Source organism: Bradyrhizobium sp. Leo170, assembly GCF_004296405.1.
Taxonomy (GTDB): domain Bacteria; phylum Pseudomonadota; class Alphaproteobacteria; order Rhizobiales; family Xanthobacteraceae; genus Bradyrhizobium.
Window position 1 is genome coordinate 1 of sequence record NZ_PSRR01000695.1, and the last position, 1,556, is coordinate 1,556.

Consider the following 1,556-nt stretch of genomic DNA (forward strand, 5'->3'; position numbering starts at 1 on the left):
AAAGCGGAATATTTTTCGCTGCAAGGCTGGACAGACTTTCGAGTGATTTGCCCGTCGGGTCGTTCTGTCGCGGCTAAGCACCGAAATCGTCGTTGCACTCGAAGCGAAGCAGGCCGCAGCGAAAGGAGGATGCGGGTCTCAAAGGCTCAGTCGAATGCCCTGCATGTCCGATTTCGGACGTAGAACGGAAATGGAAAACTCGATCCGAGAGTGACCGCTTTTGACCCAACTCGGAAGTCATCCACCTGTCCGAGGGGCTAGAAAGATCCCCTTCCAATTGAGGCGCCACGCGGGCATACCGGGGCAATTGTTGGCATCGTGATGGGACACCCAAATTTTCTAACGGAAAGCTGGGGGGCGTTGCTGGTCGGCATAACCTTCGCGCGGCCGAGCGGCGTCAGGTGCACCTTGCCGTTGCGCGCCTAGATCCGGCTCAAGAAAAACGTCTCCAGTTTGCCTTTGCCCTTTACCTCAATGCTGCCGCGTGGCTCCAGCGCGAAGGGACCGACGAGGTGGCGGGCTGTATCCTGGGATACATGGATTCGATTAGGCAGAGAATAGGCCTCAAGCCGGCTGGCGACGTTTACAGTATCGCCCCACACGTCATAGATGAAGCGGTGCGCGCCGATAATGCCGGCAACCACGGGACCGGAATGTATGCCGATCCGTATTTGCAAGGGCCAGCCGAAATGGCCGTTGACGCGGCCCAACCGATCAATCATGCCGAACGCCATTTTCGCGATCGCTGCGAACGGATCGGGGATCGGATCGGGCAAGCCGGCGACGGCCATATAGGCATCGCCGATGGTCTTGATCTTCTCGACGCCGAGCTCGCGGGCAAGCGCGTCGAATTCCGAAAACAGTTGGTTCAAATATTCGACTAACACTGCGGGCGCGATCCGACCCGAGTGCTCGGTGAAGCGCACCAGATCGGCGAACAGAACGCTTACGTCTTCGAAGCGATCGGCGATCATGGTTTCGCCGTGGTTCAGGCGGCCGATCACCTGTCTTGGCAGAATGGTCAACAACAGCCGCTCGAACTTGGCTGTTTCGTCCTCGATGCGGCGAAGGTATCTCTGCTCGCGGTCGCGCCAGCGCTTCTTGTGCAGACAGGCATTGATCCGCGCGCGCAGCAGGATCGGGTCGAACGGCTTCGGTAGATAATCCTCTGCGCCGGCCTCGATGCAGCGGACGGCGCTGTCTGTATCCGCCAGGGCCGTAATCATGATAACTGGAATGCGACGTAGCCGCTCATCCGCCTTCATGCGCACGAGCACGTCAAGTCCGTTGATGTCGGGCATGATCAAGTCGAGCAGGACGAGATCGAATTCATGGTGCTCGAGCGCCTGCTGACCGCCGGCTGCGGAAGCGACGCGATGACCATCGCGGGCCAGTCGGCGCGACAGGAGATCGCGGTTGGCTTCGATATCGTCGACAACGAGAATGGAGCCGGTTTCGGTGACGGCAGACGGCTCCTGACGGACGGGCCCCAGGCTGCGAATCAGTTCGCTTACCATTGCCGCGCCGGTCTGGTCGCAGGCTAGTACCCACTTTTC

General features: G+C 59.5%; 2 protein-coding genes. One reads left to right on the forward strand and one right to left on the reverse strand.

Annotation, left to right across the window (positions count from 1 at the left end):
* Window positions 1–422 precede the first annotated feature (422 nt).
* The gene (locus CWO89_RS44065) at window positions 423–1,427 is read right to left on the reverse strand and encodes an adenylate/guanylate cyclase domain-containing protein (RefSeq protein WP_245476864.1); all 1,005 of its coding nucleotides are present in this window, start codon (window positions 1,425–1,427) and stop codon (window positions 423–425) included.
* On the opposite strand from CWO89_RS44065, the gene CWO89_RS48645 reads away from it, so the two are divergent.
* Window positions 1,332–1,544, forward strand: a complete 213-nt coding sequence (locus CWO89_RS48645) for a hypothetical protein (RefSeq protein ID WP_245476865.1) — start codon at window positions 1,332–1,334, stop codon at window positions 1,542–1,544. The two genes, CWO89_RS44065 and CWO89_RS48645, sit on opposite strands and share 96 nt — an antisense overlap.
* Window positions 1,545–1,556: the final 12 nt, after the last annotated feature.